The organism is Streptomyces sp. NPDC001732, from assembly GCF_053596315.1.
Window position 1 is genome coordinate 89,451 of record NZ_JBSFFY010000024.1, and the last position, 23,414, is coordinate 112,864.

The 23,414-nt window shown below is 70.6% G+C and carries 17 protein-coding genes, 1 pseudogene and 1 riboswitch; of the genes and pseudogenes, 6 read left to right on the forward strand and 12 right to left on the reverse strand.

Features of this window, described 5'->3' with window-relative positions:
- The first annotated feature begins 30 nt into the window (after nt 1–30).
- The gene (locus ACWCXX_RS22940; RefSeq protein ID WP_451130023.1) at nt 31–3,855 is read left to right on the forward strand and encodes a S8 family serine peptidase; all 3,825 of its coding nucleotides are present in this window, start codon (nt 31–33) and stop codon (nt 3,853–3,855) included.
- Nucleotides 3,856–3,906: 51 nt separating this feature from the next.
- Here the strand turns inward: ACWCXX_RS22940 and ACWCXX_RS22945 are convergent, their stop codons facing one another.
- Complete coding sequence (locus tag ACWCXX_RS22945; RefSeq protein ID WP_451130025.1) at nt 3,907–4,917, reverse strand: helix-turn-helix domain-containing protein; 1,011 nt, start codon at nt 4,915–4,917, stop codon at nt 3,907–3,909.
- Between the two features lie 191 nt (nt 4,918–5,108).
- Here ACWCXX_RS22945 and ACWCXX_RS22950 point away from each other — a divergent pair.
- Nucleotides 5,109–5,456 (forward strand): annotated as a pseudogene (locus tag ACWCXX_RS22950) (TetR family transcriptional regulator); the annotation flags it as partial.
- A 63-nt stretch (nt 5,457–5,519) separates the two neighbouring features.
- Here ACWCXX_RS22950 and ACWCXX_RS22955 read toward each other — a convergent pair.
- The 10 genes from ACWCXX_RS22955 to ACWCXX_RS23000 all read right to left on the reverse strand — a co-directional run bounded on the left by ACWCXX_RS22955 (nt 5,520) and on the right by ACWCXX_RS23000 (nt 16,849).
- Nucleotides 5,520–6,386, reverse strand: coding sequence for a thioesterase family protein (locus ACWCXX_RS22955; RefSeq protein ID WP_451130027.1), 867 nt, complete (start codon nt 6,384–6,386; stop codon nt 5,520–5,522).
- A 77-nt stretch (nt 6,387–6,463) separates the two neighbouring features.
- A complete protein-coding gene (locus ACWCXX_RS22960) occupies nt 6,464–7,135 on the reverse strand; it encodes a trimeric intracellular cation channel family protein (protein ID WP_451130029.1) in 672 nt (223 codons plus the stop codon).
- A gap of 18 nt (nt 7,136–7,153) precedes the next feature.
- Nucleotides 7,154–8,473 carry an ABC transporter ATP-binding protein gene (locus ACWCXX_RS22965; RefSeq protein ID WP_451130064.1) on the reverse strand — a complete coding sequence of 440 codons (1,320 nt, stop codon included), beginning with the start codon at nt 8,471–8,473 and terminating at the stop codon, nt 7,154–7,156.
- Nucleotides 8,474–8,508: 35 nt separating this feature from the next.
- Nucleotides 8,509–9,609, reverse strand: a complete 1,101-nt coding sequence (locus ACWCXX_RS22970) for an ABC transporter ATP-binding protein (RefSeq protein WP_451130031.1) — start codon at nt 9,607–9,609, stop codon at nt 8,509–8,511.
- Entirely contained in the window at nt 9,606–10,607 is a 1,002-nt protein-coding gene (locus ACWCXX_RS22975) for an ABC transporter permease (RefSeq protein ID WP_389000152.1), read from the reverse strand. Before ACWCXX_RS22975 ends, ACWCXX_RS22970 begins: the two co-directional genes overlap by 4 nt.
- A gap of 144 nt (nt 10,608–10,751) precedes the next feature.
- Nucleotides 10,752–12,524 carry an ABC transporter substrate-binding protein gene (locus ACWCXX_RS22980; protein ID WP_451130033.1) on the reverse strand — a complete coding sequence of 591 codons (1,773 nt, stop codon included), beginning with the start codon at nt 12,522–12,524 and terminating at the stop codon, nt 10,752–10,754.
- A gap of 95 nt (nt 12,525–12,619) precedes the next feature.
- Nucleotides 12,620–13,624 (reverse strand): ABC transporter permease, encoded by a 1,005-nt coding sequence (locus ACWCXX_RS22985; RefSeq protein ID WP_451130035.1) that lies wholly within the window; start codon nt 13,622–13,624, stop codon nt 12,620–12,622.
- Nucleotides 13,625–14,243: 619 nt separating this feature from the next.
- Nucleotides 14,244–15,023, reverse strand: coding sequence for an enhanced serine sensitivity protein SseB C-terminal domain-containing protein (locus tag ACWCXX_RS22990; protein ID WP_451130038.1), 780 nt, complete (start codon nt 15,021–15,023; stop codon nt 14,244–14,246).
- Between the two features lie 183 nt (nt 15,024–15,206).
- Entirely contained in the window at nt 15,207–15,977 is a 771-nt protein-coding gene (locus ACWCXX_RS22995) for an enhanced serine sensitivity protein SseB (RefSeq protein ID WP_451130040.1), read from the reverse strand.
- 188 nt (nt 15,978–16,165) lie between these two features.
- The gene (locus ACWCXX_RS23000; RefSeq protein ID WP_451130042.1) at nt 16,166–16,849 is read right to left on the reverse strand and encodes an AAA family ATPase; all 684 of its coding nucleotides are present in this window, start codon (nt 16,847–16,849) and stop codon (nt 16,166–16,168) included.
- A 160-nt stretch (nt 16,850–17,009) separates the two neighbouring features.
- Nucleotides 17,010–17,107: riboswitch (glycine riboswitch) on the forward strand.
- A 141-nt stretch (nt 17,108–17,248) separates the two neighbouring features.
- On the opposite strand from ACWCXX_RS23000, the gene gcvT reads away from it, so the two are divergent.
- The 4 genes from gcvT to ACWCXX_RS23020 all read left to right on the forward strand — a co-directional run bounded on the left by gcvT (nt 17,249) and on the right by ACWCXX_RS23020 (nt 21,652).
- On the forward strand, nt 17,249–18,364 hold the full coding sequence (gene gcvT, locus ACWCXX_RS23005) for a glycine cleavage system aminomethyltransferase GcvT (RefSeq protein WP_451130044.1): 1,116 nt from the start codon (nt 17,249–17,251) through the stop codon (nt 18,362–18,364).
- A gap of 92 nt (nt 18,365–18,456) precedes the next feature.
- Nucleotides 18,457–18,834, forward strand: coding sequence for a glycine cleavage system protein GcvH (gene gcvH, locus ACWCXX_RS23010; protein WP_451130046.1), 378 nt, complete (start codon nt 18,457–18,459; stop codon nt 18,832–18,834).
- 21 nt (nt 18,835–18,855) lie between these two features.
- The gene (glyA, locus tag ACWCXX_RS23015) at nt 18,856–20,115 is read left to right on the forward strand and encodes a serine hydroxymethyltransferase (RefSeq protein WP_451130048.1); all 1,260 of its coding nucleotides are present in this window, start codon (nt 18,856–18,858) and stop codon (nt 20,113–20,115) included.
- Nucleotides 20,116–20,269: 154 nt separating this feature from the next.
- Nucleotides 20,270–21,652 carry an L-serine ammonia-lyase gene (locus ACWCXX_RS23020; protein WP_451130050.1) on the forward strand — a complete coding sequence of 461 codons (1,383 nt, stop codon included), beginning with the start codon at nt 20,270–20,272 and terminating at the stop codon, nt 21,650–21,652.
- An 85-nt stretch (nt 21,653–21,737) separates the two neighbouring features.
- Here the strand turns inward: ACWCXX_RS23020 and ACWCXX_RS23025 are convergent, their stop codons facing one another.
- Entirely contained in the window at nt 21,738–23,030 is a 1,293-nt protein-coding gene (locus tag ACWCXX_RS23025) for a cytochrome P450 (RefSeq protein WP_451130052.1), read from the reverse strand.
- Nucleotides 23,031–23,414 lie beyond the last annotated feature (384 nt).

The following is a 23,414-nucleotide window of genomic DNA, read 5'->3' on the forward strand; positions in this document are numbered from 1 at the left end:
TCCATTTCCTTGCCTCTTGGAAAGGTTCCGATGCACAGACGGTATCGCTCTGCCGCCGTACTGGCGGCAGGAGTCCTCATCGCCACCTTGGCCCCCGTTTCCTCCGGCGCGAGCGCCGCCCCGGCGCCCGCCTCCGTCGGCGCGAACTCCGCGGGCCGCCCCCAGGTCAGCTCCGTCACGCTCGTGACCGGTGACCGGGTGCGGCTGGAGACCTTCCCCGGCGGCCGGAAGGCCGTCTCCGTCGAGCCGGCCCCGGGCGCTTCACAGGCCGACTTCACCCAGCTGGAGATCGACAAGCAGCTGTACGTGCTGCCCCGCGCCGCACTCCCGTACATCGCCTCCGGCAAACTGGACCGGCAGCTGTTCAACATCACCTCCCTGATCAAGCAGGGGTACGACGACGCCCGCACCTCCGCCATCCCTCTGATCGCCCGTTACACCGGCGGCACGAACCCCACGTCCAAGGGGGCGCCCACCGGTTCGCGCAAGGGCCTGGTCATCAAGAGCCTGCGCGGCTCGGCACTGAAGGCGGACAAGAAGCAGGCCGGGCGCTTCTGGAAGGCCATCGACGACGACGCGCTCGCCAGGAGCGTCGCCGAGGGCGGCGCGAAGAACGCTTCCAAGAACTCCGCTTTCAAGAACGCGGCCTTCGAGGGCGGCGTCGAGAAGCTGTGGCTGGACGCGAAGGCCCACGCCTCCCTCGACCGCAGCACCGCGCAGATCGGTGCGCCCGAGGCGTGGAAGGCCGGCTACGACGGAAAGGGCGCGACCGTCGCCGTCCTGGACACCGGTGTCGACGCCACCCACCCCGACCTGGCAGGGAAACTCGGCGAGGTACGCAACTTCACCGAGGACCCCACCGCGAACGACGGCAACGGCCACGGCACCCACGTCGCCTCCACCATCGCCGGCAGCGGCGCCGCCTCGGACGGCTCGCGCAAGGGCGTGGCACCGGGGGCACGGCTGATGATCGGCAAGGTGCTCGACGACACCGGCTCCGGGCCGTACTCCGCCATCCTCGGCGGGATGGAATGGGCCGCCCGCTCGGGCGCCGACATCGTCAGCATGAGCCTGGGCGGCCAGCCCACCGACGGCACCGACATACTCAGCATCGCCCTCGACTACCTCAGCGAGGACACCGGCACCCTCTTCGTCGTAGCGGCGGGCAACTCGGGCACCGACTACACAGTGGGCTCCCCGGGCGCCGCGGCGAGCGCGCTGACCGTGGGAGCCGTCGACCGCGACGACAAGCTGGCCGGCTTCTCCAGCCGCGGCCCACGCGTCGGGGACAACGGCGCCAAGCCCGACCTCACCGCCCCCGGCGTCGGCATCGTCGCCGCCCGCGCGGCCGGTACGTCCATGGGCAACCCGGTGGACGCGTCGTACACCGCCGCTTCCGGTACGTCGATGGCGACCCCGCACGTGGCGGGCGCGGCAGCGATCCTGGCCGGGCGTCACCCCGACTGGAGCGGCCGTCAGCTCAAGGACGCGTTGATGAGCACGACGCGTACCGCCCCCGACCAGACGGTCTACGAGCAGGGCACCGGCCGGGTGGACGTGGCCCGCTCGGTGCGCCAGCAGGTGCGCGCCACCGGTACCACCACCTTCGGCGCCCTGGAGCCGGACTCGGGCCCGCAGCAGGTGCACGTCACCTACACCAACGACGGCGACGCGCCCGTCGCGCTCGCCCTGGCCACCACCTTCGACAAGCTCTACGGCTCCCCGCCCCCGGCAGGAGCCATCGGCGCCCCCGAGCAGGTCACCGTGCCCGCCCACGGCACTGCCGACGTGACCGTGACCCTCGACGTGCCCGCGCTGCCCGAGGGCATCTACGGCGGTCGCCTCACCGCCACCTCGGCCGACGGGCAGACCGTCGCGCACACCGTTCTCTCCGCGACGAAGGACCCGGCCAAGCACAAGGTCACCGTGCGCGGCGTCGACCGCGACGGGCAGCCGGCGACCGTCTCCCCGCTGATCCTGCTGGGCCCCATAGGCCGCTTCGACGTCCTCGGGGAGTTGCCGGCGGGGAACACCGCGACGGTGGAGGTGCCCTCGGGCACGTACTACCTGCACGGCGTCATCCGGCAGTACACCGAGGACAACCTCACCACCAGCCTGGTGGTCGACCCCCAGCTGCGGGTGAGCGGCGACACGGACCTGGTGTTCGACGCACGCAAGGCGGTCCCCGTGGAGATCCGGACCCCCGAGCGGGCCGAGCAGCGGGGCCCGATGGTCTTCACCACCCACTGGAAGACCGGCGACCGGGAGTTCGCCAGCTTCTTCTCCACCTCCCACAGCGGCGGACAGCGCCTCTACGTCACGCCCACCGAGAAGTACACCGAGGGAGACTTCGAGTTCTCCTCCCGCTGGCAGCTGACCGCACCGATGCTCCGCGCACGCGCGGTCTCCGCCGGCGCCGCGGCCGGTGTCCCCGTCCGTCTGCTCCACAACTCCCCCGCCGTGGAAGGCGTGCGGCGCCTGCGGGTGGTGGACGCCGGTCACGGACGGCCCGAGGACTACGCGGCACTGCGCGAACGGGGCACGGACGTCCGCGGAGCGGCGGTGCTCGTGGAACTGGAGGGAATCGAGTACGACGAGGCGGTGGCCGCGGCCGCCAAGGCCGGAGCCGCAGCCGCCGTCACCACCGCCGACGGCAACAGGTCCGCGACCGCGACCTGGCAGCCGGTGGGACCGCGACTGCCCGCGATCGGGCTGTACGCCTCCCCCACCACCGCGCAGCGGCTGCGCGCGCCGGGCACCGTGCTGGAGTTGAGGGGGACCCCGGAGAGCCCCTACCTCTACGACGTCGTGCAGGTCTCTCAGCAGCGCGTCCCCGAGCGCGTGGTCCACGCAGTCGGGCCGAAGAACACGGCCACCGTGGTCTCGCGCTACCCGGACACGAGCGGGACGCGGTACGTCACGGAGAACCGGGAGTCCTGGCGTCCGTGGGAGGGGGAGAACGTGTACCTCTCCCCCTGGGCCCGGTACGTCCGCACCGGCCAGGTGCGGACGGAGTACCTGAGCGGTCCCGCCGACGCCCGGTGGCTGCACTGGGTCAACCCCCGCAACACCTGGGCGGGCCAGACGAGGGGGACCGGCATGTTCGGTCCCCTGCGCACCTACCGGCCCGGTGAGCACGCCACGGAGAGCTGGTACGCCCCCGTGGTGCGCCCGGCGATCCCCCGGGGTGCCGAAGGGCTGGCGTACCGCAAGGGCGACCAGCTGACCTTGGGGATCCCCGAGTTCGCCGACACCGTCTCCGGCCACTACGGCCACGCCCTGCCCCGCAGGGACGCGGACACCCCCCACCCCGACGAGACCCGCGCCGTACTGCGTCGCGACGGCGAGGTCCTCGCCGAAGGCCCCCGGGCGTGGGGCGTCTTCCCCGCGGGCGGGGACGACGGCCGCTACCAGTTGGACCTGGACGTGAAGCGCACCGGTCCCGAGGGCACCCTCTCGCGGGCCACCAGCACCCGCTGGTCGTTCACAGCTCCTCGTCCGGCCGGGGACAAGGAGTCCCTGCTCCCCCTCCTCCAGCTCGACTACGACGTGGCCACCGACCTCCGGGGCTCCGCCCCCGACTCCGGGCCCTTCGCCTTCGGAGTGAGCGCCCGCCACCAGGACGGCCTGACGGGCCGTTCCGTGAAGGGCATGGAGGTGTCCGTCTCGTACGACGACGGCGAGCACTGGCGGGCGGCGAGGACTTCCGTCCGGGGCGACGGCGCCTACCGTGTCCGGGTCACCCACCCCTCGACCGCCCGCACCAGCGGGTACGTCACGCTGCGGGTCCGCGCCTGGGACGACGCGGGCAACGAGGTGACGCAGGAGATCGAGCGGGCGTACGCGCTGAGGTAGTACGCGAGATCCGGAAGCCGCGACCGGCCCCGGTCGCGGCTTCCGCATGTTCTACGACAGCCAGTCGCGCCGCGACGCCTGCCACACCAGCTGCGTACGCGTCGTCGCGCCCGCCCGCTGCATCAGCGCGGTGATCCGGCGCTGCACCGTGCGGTGGCTGACCCGCAGCTGGGTGGCGATCGCCTTGTCCGTCACGCCCGCGACGACCAGGGAGAGCAGATAGCGCTCGTCGTCGGCGAGACTGCCGCCCGGTCCCATGCCGCCGGCGAAGTCGGCCAGTTCGCCCGCCTCCGTGACGTGCAGCGGGGTCCCCGCCGCCCACTGGATGTCGAACAGGGCGACGAGGGCGTCCAGGAGGGTGCTGCTGCGGATGATCGCGGCGGTCGGCTCGCCGCGGAGGCCGGTCGCGCTGCCCGGCATCAGGGGGCAGACGGCGACAGAGCTGTCGACGATGACCATGCGCACGGGGAGGGTGCTGGTGGCGCGGGCCACTTCACCGGCGCGGATGCCCTGGGCGACGTTGTCGACCATGCCGGGCTGCTCCAGGCAGGCCCGTTCGTAGATCGCCTCATAGCGGATGCCCTGGGCGAGCAGCTCGAACTCCTCGTCGTTGTCCTGGGCGCGCAGCGCCACGGGATCGGCCTTGCAGAACCACCGCAGGTCGCTGCGGGCCCCGTAGGCGAGTTGGCGCAGCTGCTGACGGATGGCGCCGGCCCCGGTGATCACCTCGACCAGTTGCCCGGCGTCATGGCGCCGGCCGCCCGCCCGGTACTCCTCGGCCAGCTGCTCCACTGCGCGCCGCGCCCATTCCAGCGCTTCCTGTCCGCGCGCCAGCAGGGGTTGCAGCGCCACGTCCGGCGGGACGGGTACGTACCGCATGTCGCCGTCGCCCGGCAGCCGCCCGACCAGCCCCTTGTCGTGCAGGGAGGACAGCAGCGACGCCGCCTCGCGTTCCCGGATGTGGAGCCGTTGGGCGATCTCGTCCACGCCCGCGCCCCGTACCTCCACCAGGTGGCGGTAGACCCGCTCCTCCGCCGCCTCGATCCCCGCTATCTCCAGCAAGCGCTTTCTCCCTCCCCGCAACCCACCCCGGACGGACGCCCACTGTGCCATCCAAGATCGAAAGCGAACAGAATGCGGGCAGACCTGACGGATAGTCAGGAGACGTCACGGTTTCCGCGAGCCCGAGGCGGGGCGCACGGCGGGCGCATGGCGTCCTGGGACCCGGCCACCTCGGCGACGAGCTCCGCTCCGCCCACTTCCGCTTCATCGCCCGCGAACAGCACGGCGGGGTCGGCCCGGTCCGCGAGGCCATAGCGGCCCAACTGCGGCGGTTCGCCGAGGAGACGGCGGCGACACTCGCCGAGGAGCCGCAGTCCCGGGGGTGGAGCGAGGAGGACCTGCTGATGCTGGGCGGCTTCTACGTCGACCACATGGTGATCACCACGTCGGCACTGCTGGACGCGGGGCCGGAGGGCGAGCGGCGGGTGGCCGAGACGGCCCGGCGGCGGCTCAGGCTGGTCAACCTCGGCCGGCTCCACTGGCTGGACGACCCGAGCGTCCCGGTCGGAACGACCGGGACGACCGGCCCGACCGCCTGAGCGCGCCCGCCCCGCACGTGTAGGGGCCCGCCGGAATGGCGGGCCCCTACGGGAATCGGTGCTTCAGGAACGCGGCGCCCTGGCCAGCTGGCGGGACTGCGCCACCAGCCGGTCCGCACTGTCCCAGACATCCGCGTCCTCCTCCAGGAAGCCGCCCGCGAGGTTGCGGGTGGTGATGGAGACGCGCAGCGGGCCCGGCGCGGGGCGGCAGCGGATGTGGGTGGTGAGTTCGATGGTCGGCGTCCAGCCCTTGAGGCCCAGCTCGAAGGAGGTGGGCGGCAGCGCGTCGACGGCGAGCAGCAGCGAGAGCGGGTCGGCGTCGCGGCCGTCCGCGAGGCCGAACCAGCCGCGCATCTCGCCCTTGCCCGAGGGTGCGCCGACGGCCCAGCCGACCGTCGCCGGGTCGAGCTTGATGTCGAGCCGCTCGGTGATGGCGGAGCTGCCGGGGATCGGGGTCGGACCGTCGCTCGCGCCGAGGCAGTGCTCCAGCGGCGGGATGGCCGGCGGCTTCACCGACGTACGGACCTCGTCGGACAGGGCGTCCAGGTCGCCGTAGGTGGCGACGACCCGGATGCGCTCGACCTCGGTGCCGTCCTCCTCGTACTGGAAGAGGGACGCCTGCCCGGTGGAGAGGGTGCGGCCGGTGCGGACGGTCTGGGTCCGGATCACCGCGGGGCCGGGGACGGACGCGGTGAGGTAGTGCGCGGAGACGCAGAAGGGGTCCGGGTGCGACAGGGCCTCGCCGAGGGCGCGGCCGAGCATGGCCAGCAGATAGCCGCCGTTGACCGCGTGGATGATCGTCCATCCCGCGGAGAGCTCCGCGTCGTAGACGCCCTCTTCGCGGAGGGTGACGGCGGTGTCGCGGTCGAACTCGCTGTCCCCGATGGTTGCCTGCGCGGTCCGCGCCGTCTGCTCTGCTGCCTGTGCCATGCGATGCACCGTACACCGATTGCGTTACTGAGCGGTAGCTTTTTTGGCCGGAAGGCGGCGGGCGCGGCCGGGGCGCCTCAGGTGGTCGCGGAGCCCTCCTCGGCCCTCGCGGACTTCCGGTTGTAGGCGCGCGGGGCCCGCCAGTGGTAGCGCATCGCCAGTAGCCTCAGCATGAAGGCGACGATCACGGCGGTACCGCTGGTGAACGCGTTGAGTGCGCCGAAGCGGATGCACAGGACGGTCGTCGCGGCGCCGACGATCGCGGGCACCGCGTACAGGTCGCGGTCCCAGCGCAGCAGCGAGGGCACCTCGTTGGCCAGTACGTCGCGCAGCACACCGCCACCGACCGCGGTGGCCAGCCCGAGGGTCGCCGACGCGGTGAGGCCGAGCCCGTAGTCGTACGCCTTGACCGTGCCCGTGACGCAGAACAGTCCGAGGCCCGCCGCGTCGAAGACGTTGACACCCACCTGGATCCGCTCGACCTGCGGGTGCAGGAAGAACACCAGGCCGGCGGCGAGGAGCGGGGTGGTGAAGTAGCCGAGATCCGTGAACGCCGCGGGCGGGATCGCCCCGATGACGACGTCACGGAACAGCCCTCCGCCCAGCGCGGTCGCCTCGGCGAGCACCACGATGCCGAAGACATCGAAGTTCTTGCGCACGGCGAGCAGAGCGCCCGAGATCGCGAAGACGAAGATTCCGACGATGTCGAGCGCATGCTGGACGGAGGGCGTGAACAGTTCGTTGAGCACCGGCCAATTGTGCCGGTACTACTCCTTGGGGCTGTCCTCCGGCACATCGGACGACGCGGTACCGCCGTCCGCCGCGGTGTCCCCGGTCCCGGCTCCCTCCGCCGCCGCGGCCTCCGGCTTCTCCGCCACGACCCCTGCGACCTCGGCCCCGGGCTCCTCCGCTCCGGCCTCGCCCGCCGCCGCGGTCCCGTCCGCCGCCTCGGCCTCCTCCGCCGCGACGGCCTCCGGCTTGCGCACGTCGACGATCTCGATCGCCTCGCGCGCCTGGGCCGTCACCGCCTCGCCGGGCACCTGGTCGGGCGCGTTCTCCGGGTGGTGGCAGGCCACCTGGTGTCCGGTCTTCAGCGCGGCCAGCGGGGGTTCCTGCGTCTTGCAGACCTCCGTGGCCTTCCAGCACCGGGTGTGGAAACGGCAGCCGCTGGGCGGTGAGATCGGCGACGGCACGTCGCCCTTGAGCAGGATGCGCTCGCTCTTGGCCGACCGCCGCTTGGGGTCCGGGATCGGAACCGCCGAGAGCAGCGCCTTGGTGTACGGGTGCATCGGCGCCTTGTAGAGCGACTCGCGGTCGGCCAGCTCCACGACCTTGCCGAGGTACATCACCGCGATCCGGTCCGAGACGTGCCGGACGACCGACAGGTCGTGGGCGATGATCACGTACGTGAGGCCCAGCTCGCGCTGGAGGTCGTCGAGCAGGTTCACCACCTGGGCCTGGATCGAGACGTCCAGCGCCGAGACCGGCTCGTCCGCCACGACCAGCTTCGGCTTGAGCGCGAGCGCGCGGGCGATCCCGATGCGCTGGCGCTGGCCGCCGGAGAACTCGTGCGGGTAGCGGTTGTAGTGCTCGGGGTTGAGGCCCACCACCTCCAGCAGCCGCTGCACCTCCTTCTTGACGCCGCCCTCGGGCGTGACGCCCTGGAGCTTGAAGGGGGCACCCACGATCGTGCCGATCGTGTGCCGGGGGTTCAGCGAGGAGTACGGGTCCTGGAAGATCATCTGCATGTCCCGGCGCATCGGGCGCATGCCGCTGACACCGAGGTGCGTGATGTCCCTCCCCTCGAACTCGATCTTCCCCGCGGTGGGTTCGAGCAGCCGGGTGATCAGCCGCCCCATCGTCGACTTGCCGCAGCCGGACTCACCGACGACGCCCAGGGTCTCGCCCGAGTGCACCTCGAAGTCGATCCCGTCGACGGCCTTCACGGCACCGGTGGTGCGCTGCAGCATCCCCTTCTTGAGGGGGAAGTGCTTCTGCAGGCCGGTCACCTTGAGCAGCACCTCGCGGGAGGCGGCGTCCCCGGCCGGCGTCCCCTCCCCGGCAGACCTCTGCGCCGGAACGTCCACGCCCTTGTCCTCGCTCGTCACGGCCTTTTCCTCGCTCACAGCTTGGGCGCAATCTCTTCGGTCCAGATACGCTCCCGCTGCTCCTGCGACATGTGGCAGGCCGCCCAGTGCCGGCTGCCGACCTCCTGCAGCTCGGGCCGTACGGTGCGGGTGACGTCGTCCTTGGGCACGTCCGCGTACGGGCAGCGCGGGTTGAAGGCGCAGCCCGACGGGATGTTGATGAGCGACGGCGGGGAACCCTTGACCGGGATGAGCCGGTCGGTCTGGTCTCGGTCGAGGCGCGGCATCGAGCCCAGCAGACCCCAGGTGTAGGGGTGCCGGGGCTCGTAGAACACCTTCTCGGCCGGTCCGCGCTCGACGCAGCGCCCGCCGTACATCACGAGGATGTCGTCGGCGAGCTCGGCCACGACGCCCAGGTCGTGGGTGATGATGATGACGGCGGAGCCGAACTCCTTCTGCAGGTCCCGGATCAGGTCGAGGATCTGCGCCTGGACGGTCACGTCCAGTGCGGTCGTCGGCTCGTCGGCGATCAGCAGCTCGGGGTTGTTGACCAGCGACATGGCGATCATCGCGCGCTGGCGCATGCCGCCGGAGAACTCGTGCGGGTAGCTGTCGACGCGCTTGTCGGGCTGCGGGATGCCGACCCGGTCGAGCATCTCCACCGCCCGCTTGCGGGCGGTCTTCTTGTCCACGTCGTGATGGACCCGGTACGCCTCCACGATCTGCTTGCCGATCGTGTAGTACGGGTGCAACGCGGACAGCGGGTCCTGGAAGATCATGGCCATGTCGCGGCCGCGCAGCTTGCGCACCTCGTCGGGGTCGGCCGTCAGCAGTTCCCTGCCGTCCAGCCAGATCTCGCCGGAGACCTGCGCCTTGCGCTTGCCGTACTGGCCGGCGGTGTGCAGGCCCATGATGCCCAGCGAGGTGACGGACTTCCCGGAGCCGGACTCCCCGACGATGCCGAGGGTCTTGCCCTTCTCCAGCTGGAAGCTGAGCCCGTCGACGGACTTGACCAGTCCGTCGTCGGTCGGGAAGTGCACCTTGAGGTCGCGCACTTCGAGGAAGGCGGAGGGAGCGGGCGATCCGGTCCGGGTGGGTTCGCCCAGCGCGGCACCGCTCTTGTGCAGTTCGGTCATCCCAGCCTCACTCGCGGGTCGATGACGGCGTACAGAATGTCGACGAGGAGGTTGGCGACGGCGATCGCGAGAGCCGCGAACAGGGTGACGCCGAGGATCACCGGCAGGTCCTTGTTGCTGATGGCCTGGACCGCCGCGAGCCCGAGCCCCGGCAGGTTGAACGTGGACTCGGTGAGGACGGCGCCACCGAGGAGCACGCCGATGTCGAGGCCGAAGACGGTGAGGATCGGCGTCATCGCGGAACGCAGCGCGTGCCGGGTGATGACGGTGCCCTCGCCCAGGCCCTTGGCGCGGGCGGTGCGGATGTAGTCCTCGCCGAGCACTTCGAGCATGGTGGCCCTGGTGAGGCGGGCGTACATCGCGGCGTTCAGGAACGCGAGCACGATCCACGGCAGGATCAGGGTCTGGAACCAGGTGCCGATGCTGTCGTCCGTGGAGAGGTTGTCGGCGATCTTCACCCAGCCGAAGTTGTGCACGAACAGGCCCATCGCGACCATGCCGGTGAAGAAGATCGGCAGCGAGACGCCGGCCAGGGCCGTGGTCATCGCGGCGCGGTCCCAGATGGTGCCGCGGCGGAGCGCGGACACCACACCGGTGGCGACGCCACCGAGGAGCCACAGGACACAGGCACCGGCGGCGAGGCCCCCGGTGACGGGCAGGGCGTCCTTGAGGGTGGTCCAGACCGGGACCTCCGTGCGGAAGGAGTACCCGAAGCAGGGCGCGGCGCAGTGGGTGACGTCGGCACCGTTCGCGTAGTCGCGTCCCATCGGGATGCCCTTGACGAAGTCCCAGAACTGGACGAGAAGGGGCTCGTCGAGACCCAGTTTGACCCGGATGCCCTGGAGCTGCTCGACACCCGTGGCCTTGCCGGCGAAGAGGACTGCTACGTCCTGGCCCGCCCACTTGGGCAGCATGAAGAAGATGGTGAAGGTCGCGAGCAGTACGACGAGCACCATGATGACTACGGCGAACAGGCGCCGGATGAGATAAGCAAGCACTGTGTGCGGCCCGACGGTGGCCGGGAACCCCTTGTGGGGGCTCCCGGCCACCGCCCCGGCCATCACCTGCCCTTCGGACTGGCGGGTTTCGGCGGCAGTGGAACAGTCAACCGGGTTGACTGCAAATGCTGTTGGCTACAGCGATTACTTGACGACGCCGAGCGAGACGTAGTCGTAGCGGCCGTTGTAGGCGTCGGACATGTAGGCGTTCGTCAGACGGCTGCCGCGCCAGGTGATGTTCTTCTCGTAGATGAAGGGCATCCAGTCGGCCTGGTCGAGGATCCGCTTGTCGAGCTCCTTGTAGATCTCACCGGCCTTGACCGGGTCGGTCTCCGCGATCGCCTTGTCGAACAGCCCGTCGATCTTCGGGTCGTTCAGCTGCGACTCGTTGTAGTTGCCGGTGTCCGCGAGGAAGCGGCTGTCCCACAGCGGCTGGCCGAAGCCCTGGCCGGACGGGAAGTCCGGGCCCCAGCCGCTCATCGTCATGCCGTAGCCGCGCTTCTTCACGACGGACGGCGAGCCGGTGATGCTGGACGCCTCGGCGCCGTCGATCGGGTCGACCTCGACCTTGATGCCGACCTTGCCGAGCTGCTCCTGGAGCGCCTCGGCGGTGTCGACCTCACCCGGGTTGTTGTTGCGGGCGGTGAGCTTGGTGGTGAAGCCGTTCGGCTGGCCGCACTGCTTCAGCTCGTCCTTGGCCTTGGCCAGGTCCGGCTTGCCCTTGCGGGCGAGGACGCCGTACGGGTCGTAGTCGCTGTGGCCCTTGATGGAGACCGGCAGGGTGCTGTTGGCGATCGCGCCACCGGCGATCTCGCCACCGCGGGTCTGCTGGAGACCGGCGAAGTCCGTGGCGTAGAAGACGGCCTTGCGGCAGTGGACGTCGTCGAACGGCTTGGCCGTGTGGACGAGCGCCACGTAGCGGACGAAGGACGTCTGCATGTTGTCGACGCTGTCCCGGTGCTTCTGGACGGCGGTGACGCGGCCGGACTGGGTCATGCCGGTGCCGTTGAGGTCGACGTCGTAGTCGCCCTCCATCAGCTTCTTGTCGTTCTCCTCCAGGTTGGCGGAGATCGTGACGGTGATCTTGTCCGGGAGCGCGGCACGAACCGGGTCCGAGGACTTCTGCCACTTGTCGTTGCGGACGAGCACGATGTTCTTGCCCGGCTTGTACGTCTCGAACTTGTACGGGCCGTTGGAGAACGGGCGCTGGGTGTACTTCGCGCCGGTGTCCTTGTCCGCCTTCACGGGCGAGCCGGACGGCATGGCGAGGAACTGCTCGAAGTCACCGTTGGGCTTGGGCAGCTTGAAGATGATGGTGTTGTCGTCCGGGGTCTCGATCGCCTTGAGGCCGAGCTTGTCCGGGGACTTGTCCTTGTAGGGGCCCTTGTACTCGCCCTTGGGGTCCAGCGTCTGCATCAGGTACTGCGGGCCACCGGTGATGGTGTCCGTCGCCCAGATGCGCTCGATGCCGTACTTGACGTCCTTGGAGGTCAGCTTGGAGCCGTCCTCCCAGGTCAGACCGTCACGCAGCTTGTACGTGTAGGTCTTGCCGCCGTCCGAGATCTCACCGGGACCGGTGGCGAGGTCGCCGACCAGCTTGGTGGACGCCTGACCCGGCTTGGCGTCGTAGGTGACCAGCTGGCGGGTGTAGAAGCGCATGAAGTCCCAGGCCATGCCGTAGTAGGCACGCTGGGGGTCGGCGGAGTCGAGGTCCTGCTTGCCGACGAACTTGAGCGTTCCGCCCTTCTTGGTGGACGGGTTGGCGACCTTGTTGAACGCCGCGTTGAAGCCGGCGCCCTTCGACTTGCCGCCGCTCTCGCCGTCGTCGCCGCCGCCGCACGCCGTGGTGGTCATCAGCGCCGCGACCACGAGGGCCGCACCAGCGGTGAGCCGTCGTTTCGAGGTAACTGTGGACATTTTCTCGCAACCTCCGAGATCGCGGTCCCAGGCCGTTGCTTGCCGGAGAACCATGGGAAAAGCCACCTGACGATGCGGCAGGGGCAAGTCGTGGGTTATCGGGTCCCCTTGGGGTCCAGGGCGTCGCGCAGCCCGTCCCCGAAGAGGTTGAAGGCCAGCACGGTGATGAAGATCGTCACACCGGGGAAGACCATGAACATCGGGTCGTGCTCGTACGTCTCCAGGGCATCCCGCAGCATTCCGCCCCAGGAGGCGGTGGGCGGCCGGACACCGGCACCGAGGAAGCTGAGCGCCGCTTCGGTGAGGATGTTGGTGGGAATCATGAGCGTCGCGTAGACGGTGATCGGCGCCACCAGGTTGGGCAGCAGTTCGCGGAAGAGGATGTGCACCCGCCCCCCGCCGAGGCTGCGCGCCGCTTCGACGTACTCGCGTTCGCGCAGCGAGAGCGTCTGGCCCCGGACGATGCGTCCCACGTACGGCCAGCCGAAGAAGCCGATGACGGCGACGAGGACGGCGATGCGCACGCCGCTGCCGGTCAGCCCGAGCAGGTCGTCGGGGAGGACCGAGACCAGGGAGATGATGAAGAGGAGCTGCGGGAAGGACAGCAGCACGTCCATGACCCGGCTGATCGCCGCGTCCACCCAGCCGCCGAAGTAACCGGCGATGATCCCGAAGAGCGTGCCGAGGGCGACGGCGACCAGGGCCGCCAGGAACGCCACGAGCAGCGAGATCCGGGCGCCGTAGACGATCCGGCTGAAGACGTCGCGCCCCTTGTTGGGCTCGACGCCGAACAGGAAGTCGCCGCTCACCCCGCCGAGACTGCCCATCGGGAGGTTGGTCAGCGGGTCGAGCTTCTCCTGGTGGAACTCGTTCGGCGGATGTCCGAGCAGGCTCACGATCAGCGGCGCGAAGACCGCCACCACGACCAGGAGGAGCACGGTGATTCCGCCCGCCAGCGCGACCTTGTCCTGCTTCAGGCGGTTCCAGGCGATCTGCTTGAGGGACCGTCCCTCGACCTTCTTCGCCCCGGAGTCGACTGCGGGACCGTCGGCCGCGATCGGATCCGCTTCCGTGGTCGGCTCGTGCAGTGGTGCCGTCATCGTGGCAAGGACCCCTCTCAACCGGCGGTGGCCGGGCCGAACCTGGCCGCTGTGGCGGCGCGATCAGTCAGTCGTACGCAGAGGCGGCAAGACGCCCTTGCTGCGGGAGTCTTCATTGCCGTCACTACAGGTAGCCAGACCGACAGGCGAATGGATGCCTAACCGTGATGCGGTCTGGGGTGTTCCGTTATCCGGACGGATGTGAACGCCCGCCGAACACGGGCCAGTTGAACCAGAACGGGGCATGCGGGCGAATTGGCGCAGCTATCGTCACCAGCCATGTCCAGACATGACCAGCGGGTCAAATACCGGACATGCAGGGCGATATGGCACGGGAAGTCACGAACTCGCCCGCACATCCCGGTGATTGAGTACACATGGTTACATCACGGGAATATCGGGCGCATGGGGAGGGGTGCGGCGACTGCCTGTCGAACCGGAAAACACGGACCGGGTCAGGGCGGCGAGCTGGCCGGGCAGGACCACGGGCGGGCCGGGTCGGGAACCACGGGTGGAAGCCAGGGCCGGGTCAGGGACCCAGGGCCGGGGCCGGGCCAAGGACCGCGGTCAGGGACCAGGGCCGCGGGCGCGCGGGGTCACGGGCTCGCGGCGGGCGGGGTCAGTAGGCGCGCTGGGGCGGGTAGCCGTAGCCCGCGGCGGGGGCGGCCGGAGCGTGGGCCTCGCGGTCGTAGAACGGCCGGGCGTTGGCGCGCAGCCACATCGCGACCGGGTCGTACTCGTCGGACATCGCGACGGTGGAGACGGGCAGGCCGTCCGGGACCGCGGCGATCGACTGCTGCATCATCGCGCGCACCGCGTCGACCGAGGGGCGGCTGGTGTCGTAGAGGTCGAGGCCGATGGCGAGGTACGGGACGCCGAGCGCGGGCTGCACCCAGGCGCGGCGCAGCGAGCGGATCGCGGAGGTGTGGTGGGCGTTCTGCGCGAGCTGGGCGTAGAACTGCGGGATCTCGATGGCCGGCTCGGTGAGCCGGAGCGGGCCCGCGGGCATCCGGTCGAGGCCGGTGGCGATGCGGCGCAGGTCCAGCCAGGGGATGCCGACACCGCCGCCCGGGGAGTGCGGGTTGAGCCAGATGCCCCAGCGGTCCGGGAAGAGGGCGCGGGCGATGTCGAGGCCGGTGACCACCTCGTGGGCGCGGTTCCAGCCACTGACCGAGAGCTCCTGCGCGGAGGTCACACAGGGGGCGTAGCCGAGGCCGTCGACCTCCATGTTCCCGTACTGCGCGTCGGGCGAGCCCGGTGCACCGTGCCACAGGAGCATCCAGACCCGGTCGTTCGCGAGGGCCTGCAGCAGCGCCTCGTACGCGTCGTAGCGACCGGGCGTCACTTGGCGCAGCATGTGCTCGACCTGCCCAGCCGCCGCGGTGCCTGACGCACTCACCTGGTCCCGCCCCTCTTCGACTCCACTGTGTCGGCCCACCGAGCCCCGGGCACACGGGCATGGCACGGTGCCGGGGCACCAGCCATGAAACCAGCTTATGCGCCGGTCCTGACACCGGCTTGACACCACGGACCGGAGCCGGACGGTCCGGTCCGGGGCCGCCGGCCCGTGCCGCGACGGGCGCTACCGGTCCGTCCGCTGGTAGAACGGCCGGATCTTCTCCCGCATCCAGTCGCCCACCGGATCCTGTGCCACGTCGAGCAGGACGAGATTGACCGGCCAGGGTACCTCGACCCGGCCGAGGGCACGGCCGAGGGCGTCCATCGGGGCGTTGCGGCCCGCGCCGTCCCAGGTGGAGAACTCGACGCCGATGAACAGGACGGGGTCCTCGCCCTCGATGCTGGCCAGGGCCCGGCGCGCGGTGAGCACGACGCCGCTCTCCTCGAACTCGCCGGCCGCCGCGGCGAGGAAGTCGACGGGCTCCTCCTGCCAGTCCGGCTCGTACAGCCGGACCCTGCCGCCGCTGGCCGGGCCGTCCAGCGGGGTGCGTCCGGCCCGGCAGAGCTCTGCCACGGCGGGCGGCGGCAGCGGCATCCCGACCGCACCGCCCGGGTTCACGGCGATGCCGAGCTGCGGGGGCAGTCCGCGGGCGAAGTCGCGGGCGGGCGCGACGGTGAAGGACATGTGGGCGCCGGCGCAGGCGAGGAACTGCTGCTCGGAGCTGAACACGGGGACGTACGGAGCGCCGTCGATCTCCACCGTCGGCAGGTCGAGGGCCGGGGAGTCGGGTCCGCCGCCGTTGGGCAGGGGCACCCAGACCTGGTTGCGACCGAGCACCTCGACGAGCCGTCCGCCCGCCTCCGGGCTGCCCACCGAGGCCATCAGCACCTCTTCGAGCTCGTTGGCCGGCCATCCGCCCTGCGGATGGGACTGGACCTGCGCCGGAATGTCCACTGCTTCCCCTTCTTGCCCGAGCCTTCCGGCAGAAGGTTAACGCCCGCCGCCGCGACCGCCCCGCCCTCTCGAACGCCCGGCCGACCGGCCGTCCGGCCCGACGGCGCCCGCCCCCGCCTCCTCGGCTCTCCCGGCCGCCCCGCCCCCGCCCTCTCGGCTCCCCCGGCCTCTCCGGCTCCCTCGCCCGCTCAGCTCCCGGGCTCCATGAACCCGATCCGGTCCAGCCTTCCCGCCGCCTCCCGGTCCAGCAGCACCGCCGAGGCGCAGCCGGGCGGCAGCAGGCCGGCCTCGGCGGCCCGCAGCAGCCGGCCCACGGCTCTGCGGTGCCGGGCGAACGCGTAGCCGGACACCCCGCGTCCGCGCTCCCGCTGGCCCTCCTTCGCCGTCTGCGGCGTGACGTCGAGCAGCACGAGGTGCAGGCCGCGGCCCCGGCGCCGGGCGTCCCGGGCCAGCCAGCCGCGCACCCACGACTGGGTCCCGCAGTCGTGGACGACGACGGACTCCCCCGAGCGCAGCACCCGTCGCAGTCCCCAGTAGTGGGCGGCGCGGACGAGCGGACGGTAGAGGGCGTACGGGAATAAGCGGGGCACCCTCCGCGCCCAGCGGTCGCGGGTGTCCTGCGAGTCGATCGTGTGCGCCGCCGTCACCGCCCGCCGGATGAGCGTCGACTTGCCGCTGCCCGGCAGCCCGGAGACCACCACCACGTCGCCCGGCGCGAAGTCCAGGGCACGCGGGCCGCGCCCCGCCCGCTCCCGCAGGTCCCGCACGACGGGCGCGCACGGGCCGAGCACCTCCCTGGCCGGGGCCCCCGGCTGTGCGGGCATCGCTCCGTGCGCGAGGCCCGCGGTCGTCGCGTATCGCCGCAACGTCATCACCCTCCCCCTGTACGGGTCACCCCACGTATGCCCCTGAAGTGTAAAGAAAAGGTAATGCGGCACAACTGTCCCCGCCGTCGAATCCTGTGAGGGGACCGACGCCCCACTCCGGCCCGATGCGTGCGATGATGACCCGGCCAACTGCATAAAGGCCGTTTGAATCCGCGCGGGAGAGTTCCGGCCACCGCGTGTGCCGGGCGCCGAAGGAGCAAGTTCCTCCCTTGAATCTCTCAGGCCCCGTACCGCGCGGGTGAGGCAGATCTGAAAAGCGGGCCGTTCTGCGGCTCCACCCAAGGTGCAAGCCGACCCCTTTCAGGGGCTCCCGGCGAACCTCTCAGGTTCCGATGACAGATGGGGAGGGATCGTCCTCGTCGTCATGCCCCGGGAGTCACATCCATGAGCACCGCCCCCCGTCTCACCGCCCTCGACGCCCTGCACCGCTCGCTGGGTGCGACCATGACCGATTTCGCGGGCTGGGACATGCCCCTGCGCTACGGCAGCGAACGCGACGAGCACAACGCGGTCCGCACCCGGGCCGGTCTCTTCGACCTGTCGCACATGGGCGAGATCACCGTCACCGGCCCCGGGGCCGCGGCCTTCCTGAACTTCGCGCTGGTCGGCAACATCGGCACCGTCGCCACGGGCCGCGCCCGCTACACGATGATCTGCGCCGAGGACGGCGGCATCCTGGACGACCTGATCGTCTACCGGCTCGGCGAGACCGAGTACCTGGTGGTCGCCAACGCCGGCAACGCCCAGATCGTGCTGGACGCGCTGACCGAGCGGGCCGAGGGCTTCGACGCCCAGGTGCGCGACGACCGCGACGCGTACGCGCTGCTCGCCGTCCAGGGTCCGGAGTCCCCCGCCATCCTGGCCTCCGTCACCGATGCCGACCTGGACAACCTGAAGTACTACGCCGGTCTGCCCGGCACCGTCGCCGGTGTCCCCGCACTGATCGCCCGTACCGGCTACACCGGCGAGGACGGCTTCGAACTGTTCGTCGCCCCCGAGCACGCCGAGCAGCTGTGGCGGGCGCTGACCGAGGCCGGCGCCTCGCACGGCCTGGTCCCGTGCGGGCTGTCCTGCCGCGACACGCTGCGCCTGGAGGCCGGCATGCCGCTGTACGGGCACGAGCTGACCACGGCGCTGACCCCGTTCGACGCCGGTCTCGGCCGGGTCGTGAAGTTCGAGAAGGAGGGCGACTTCGTCGGCCGCAAGGCCCTCGAGGCCGCCGCCGAGCGCGCCGAGACCGCCCCGCCGCGCAAGCTGGTCGGGCTGATCGCCGAGGGCCGCCGGGTGCCGCGCGCGGGCTATCCCGTCGTCGCCGACGGCCAGGTGGTCGGCGAGGTCACCTCGGGCGCCCCGTCGCCCACCCTCGGCAAGCCGATCGCCATCGCGTACGTGGACGCCGCGCACGCCACTCCCGGCACCACTGGCGTCGGAGTGGACATCCGGGGCGCCCACGAGCCGTACGAGGTCGTGGCGCTGCCGTTCTACAAGCGCCAGAAGTGACGCCCGCACCTCCCGAAAAGTGACGCATTCGCGTCTCACGCCTTAAGACCACCGTTCATCAGCACTCCCCCGCGTACAGGAGAATTCAGGTCATGAGCAACCCCCAGCAGCTGCGTTACAGCAAGGAGCACGAGTGGCTGTCGGCCGTCGAGGACGGTGTGGCCACGATCGGCATCACCGAGTTCGCCGCCAACGCGCTCGGCGACGTCGTCTACGCCCAGCTCCCCGCGGTCGGTGACACGGTGACCGCGGGCGAGACCTGCGGCGAGCTGGAGTCGACCAAGTCGGTCAGCGACCTGTACTCGCCGGTGACCGGTGAGGTCACCGAGGCGAACCAGGACGTCGTGGACGACCCGTCGCTGGTGAACTCCGCCCCCTTCGAGGGCGGCTGGCTGTTCAAGGTGCGCGTCGCGGCGGAGCCGGAGGACCTGCTCTCCGCCGACGAGTACACCGAGTTCTCCGGCAACTAAGAGACCCCAAGGGACCATCTGATGTCGCTTCTCAACTCCTCCCTCCACGAGCTGGACCCGGACGTCGCCGCCGCCGTCGACGCCGAGCTCCACCGACAGCAGTCCACCCTCGAGATGATCGCCTCGGAGAACTTCGCTCCGGTCGCGGTCATGGAGGCCCAGGGCTCCGTCCTCACCAACAAGTACGCCGAGGGCTACCCCGGCCGCCGCTACTACGGCGGCTGCGAGCACGTCGACGTCGTCGAGCAGATCGCCATCGACCGGATCAAGGCGCTGTTCGGCGCGGAGGCGGCGAACGTCCAGCCGCACTCCGGTGCGCAGGCCAACGCCGCCGCGATGTTCGCGCTGCTGAAGCCGGGCGACACGATCATGGGCCTGAACCTGGCCCACGGTGGTCACCTGACCCACGGCATGAAGATCAACTTCTCCGGCAAGCTCTACAACGTGGTCCCGTACCACGTCGACGAGACCGGCGTCGTGGACATGGCCGAGGTCGAGCGGCTGGCCAAGGAGTCCAAGCCGAAGCTGATCGTCGCCGGCTGGTCCGCGTACCCCCGTCAGCTGGACTTCGCCGCGTTCCGCCGGATCGCGGACGAGGTCGGCGCGTACCTGATGGTCGACATGGCGCACTTCGCCGGCCTGGTGGCCGCGGGGCTGCACCCCAACCCGGTGCCGCACGCCCACGTCGTCACCACCACCACGCACAAGACCCTCGGCGGTCCGCGCGGTGGCGTCATCCTGTCCACGCAGGAGCTCGCCAAGAAGATCAACTCCGCGGTCTTCCCCGGCCAGCAGGGCGGCCCGCTGGAGCACGTGATCGCCGCCAAGGCGGTCTCCTTCAAGGTCGCGGCGTCCGAGGAGTTCAAGGAGCGCCAGCAGCGCACCCTGGAGGGCGCCCGCATCCTCGCCGAGCGTCTGGTGCAGCCGGACGTCACCGAGGTGGGCGTCTCCGTGCTGTCCGGCGGCACGGACGTGCACCTGGTCCTCGTCGACCTGCGCGACTCCGAGCTGGACGGCCAGCAGGCCGAGGACCGCCTGCACGAGCTCGGCATCACCGTCAACCGGAACGCCATCCCGAACGACCCGCGGCCCCCGATGGTCACCTCGGGTCTGCGGATCGGCACGCCGGCCCTGGCCACCCGCGGTTTCGGGGCCGAGGACTTCACCGAGGTCGCGGAGATCATCGCCGCCGCGCTCAAGCCGTCCTACGACGCGGACGCGCTGAAGGCCCGCGTCGTCGCGCTGGCCGAGAAGTTCCCGCTGTACCCCGGCCTGAAGTAGTCCGGACAGGTTCTGGTAACACACCGGGACGGGGCATCGCGCACACTGAACTGTGAGCGCGGTGCCCCGCCCCATGCCCCGCCCTCCGGGCCGCCCGGCCCGTAACCGCACCACCCGGCAGACAACGACGTCTACCAACCCTGAGGAGTCACCCGTGGCCATCTCGGTCTTCGACCTGTTCTCGATCGGCATCGGCCCGTCCAGCTCCCATACGGTCGGCCCGATGCGCGCCGCCCGCATGTTCGCGCGCCGGCTGAAGAACGACGGCCTGATCGCCCACACCGTCTCGATACGGGCCGAGCTCTACGGTTCGCTCGGGGCGACCGGGCACGGCCACGGCACCCCCAAGGCCGTCCTGCTCGGCCTGGAGGGCGAGTCGCCCCGCACCGTGGACGTGGAGAGTGCCGACGAGCGGGTGGAACACATCCGCGCCACCGGCCGGATCAACCTCCTCGGCATGCACGAGATCGACTTCGACGCCGACGAGCAGCTGGTCCTGCACCGCCGCAAGGCCCTGCCGTACCACGCCAACGGCATGACGGTCGCCGCCTTCGGCCACGACGGCGAGACCCTGCTGCACAAGACGTACTACTCGGTCGGCGGCGGCTTCGTCGTCGACGAGGACGCGGTGGGCGAGGACCGGATCGTGCTCGACGACACCGTCCTGAAGCACCCCTTCCGCACCGGTGACGAGCTGCTGCGGCTCTCCCGGGACACCGGCCTGTCCATCTCCTCGCTGATGCTGGAGAACGAGAAGGCCTGGCGCACCGAGGACGAGATCCGCGCGGGTCTGCTGGACATCTGGCGCGTCATGCAGGCCTGCGTCTCGCGCGGCATGTCCCGCGAGGGCATCCTGCCCGGCGGCCTCAAGGTCCGCCGCCGCGCCTCGACCACCGCCCGCCAGCTGCGCGCCGAGGGCGACCCGCAGGCCCACGCGATGGAGTGGATCACCCTCTACGCGATGGCGGTCAACGAGGAGAACGCGGCGGGCGGCCGGGTCGTCACCGCGCCGACCAACGGCGCCGCGGGCATCATCCCGGCGGTGCTGCACTACTACATGAACTTCGCGGCCGGCGGCGCCACCGAGGCGGAGAAGGAGGACGGTGTCGTCCGCTTCCTCCTCGCCGCCGGAGCCATCGGCATGCTCTTCAAGGAGAACGCCTCGATCTCCGGCGCCGAGGTCGGCTGCCAGGGCGAGGTCGGCTCCGCCTGCTCCATGGCCGCGGGCGCCCTCGCCGAGGTCCTCGGCGGCACCCCCGAGCAGGTCGAGAACGCCGCCGAGATCGGCATGGAGCACAACCTCGGCCTGACCTGCGACCCGGTCGGCGGTCTCGTCCAGATCCCCTGCATCGAGCGCAACGGCATGGCCGCGGTCAAGGCCGTCACGGCGGCGAAGATGGCGCTGCGCGGCGACGGCAGCCACAAGGTCTCCCTCGACAAGGTCATCAAGACCATGAAGGAGACGGGCGCGGACATGAGCGTGAAGTACAAGGAGACCGCCCGGGGCGGGCTCGCGGTGAACATCATCGAGTGCTGAACGGCCGCTCCCGGCCGGGGGCCTGCCACGGGGGGCGGGGCCGACCGCGCCGCCCCTCCGCCCGCATCACCCCGGCCCCGCCGCCTCAGCGCAGGTGCACCGGCAGCGATTCGATGCCGTAGACGATCGACAGCTTGCGGAAGGACAGGTCCTGCGGCGGGACGGCGAGCCTCATTTCGGGGAACCGCCGCACCAGGGCCGGATAGGCCGCGCGCAGTTCCATGCGGGCCAGTTCGGCGCCCACACAGCGGTGGATGCCGTGGCCGAAGGCGAGGTGGCTCGCGGAGGGGACCCGGTCCAGGTCGAAGCGCCCGTCGTCCTCGACGTACGACGCGTCGCGGTTGGCGCCGCTCAGCGAGCAGAGCACCATGTCCCCCCGGGGAATGGTCACGCCGCCTATCTCCATGTCCCGGCGGGCGAACCGGGGGAAGGCTATCTGCACGGCGGACAGGTAGCGCAGCGCCTCCTCGACGAAGGGTGCGGTCACGGCGTCGTCCGTCCGTATTCGGTCGAAGACGTCCCGGTCCCGGAGCAGTACGAGGGAGCCGAGGGCGATCGTGCTGGCGGTCGTCTCGAACCCGCCGGTGAGCACCCCGTCGGCGAGGCCCGCGAGTTCCTCGTCGTCGACGCTGTCACCGTGCTCCCGCACGATCATGCCGAGCAGGCCGTCGCCCGGGTTCTTCCGCTGCGCCTCGACGACGCCCCTGAAGTACTCCAGCGACTCCGACATCGCGCCGAACGGAGCGGTCGTCCCGCCGAAGAGGTCGAACCGGTCCATGGCCAGTTTCTGGAAGTCGTGACGGTCCTCGTACGGCACACCGAGCAGTTCGCAGATCGTGAGGGAGGGGATCGGCAGCGCGAACCCCTGCACCAGGTCGACCGGGCCGCTCGCGGCCTCCATCGCGTCCAGGCGCTCCTCGATGATGGCGTCGATCCGGGGCGTCAGGCGCCGCAGGCGCCGCATCGTGAACTCCGGGGTGAGGATGCGGCGCAGGCGGGTGTGCACGGGAGGGTCGTTGAACCCGAGCCCGCCGGGGCTCTGCTCGGCCGCCACTCCGGCGTTCGTCGCGAGGTGGGCGAAGTCCGTGCTGAACCCGTCGGCCGAGCCGAGGACGGCCTTCGACTCCTCGTACCCGCTGACCACCCAGGCATCCATACCGAACGGCAACGACACCTTGGACACCGGCCTCTTCGCCCGGGTCCTGGCCAGTTTGTCCACCGGATCCAGGCCGTCCCTGCGCAGCATCATCAGTAGATCGTCGGGCAGCAGCCTGATCGTGGAGGAACCGATTCCGTACTTCTGGATCCTGGACAGATAGGTGCGCCCGATCCGGGCGGTGATGCGGGAGCGGAATGTCGTGGTCAATCTGCACTCCATGAGTCGTCGCGCGATCCGCACACACGGTGCGGACGGAAGAGGGTTGTGCAGCAGGCGCGGATGTGAATACTGGCCGGCGGCGACACGGCTTGTGCCAAACGGCATTCTGTCGCAGATCGGGAGCAAGCAGAGCCCCGGTGGCCCCCGGCCAAGTACCGCACATCCGGCCCGGATTGCGCATAACGGACCGCTGTCTGCTCTGTCACAGCCCGCCCACAGCCCCGGGATTCGATTGCTTCCGCCCCTGCCGAATTGATAGGCATGACGAAACATGTGTTCATGCGGTTGACAGGGGGATCGAATGAAGTTCGACATGGGGGCGCAGGTTCTGACGACTCTGTCGTCGAAGTCTCGTGGGTCGAGTGATGATCTGGGGTTGTTGAT